Genomic DNA, 250 nt, shown 5'->3' on the forward strand with positions numbered 1-250 from the left:
GTGAGAGACGTTAGAAATAGCGGTTGTCCGATATGTGGTATGGCGCTTGAGCCCGAAACGCTTACTATCGGTGAAGAGGACACCTCAGAGCTTGACGACATGACTCGTCGTTTTTGGATATGTACCGTGTTGACTGTACCGCTATTAATATATGTGATGAGCGGTATGTTTGGAGTTGACTTTAGTCAGTATGGCATACCTTCACAGGTTTTACAATGGGCTGAGTTGGTGCTTGCGACACCTGTAGTGC

1 protein-coding gene is annotated in these 250 nt (G+C 46.8%); it reads left to right on the forward strand.

The features are described 5' to 3' along the window. Positions 1 to 39: 39 nt before the first annotated feature. Positions 40 to 250: hypothetical protein (locus ACSV5T_RS10145; protein ID WP_438321055.1), on the forward strand; the 211-nt coding region annotated here is incomplete at its 3' end.

This window comes from Veillonella sp. ZSJB6, assembly GCF_051549505.1.
Taxonomy (GTDB): Bacteria; Bacillota; Negativicutes; order Veillonellales; family Veillonellaceae; genus Veillonella.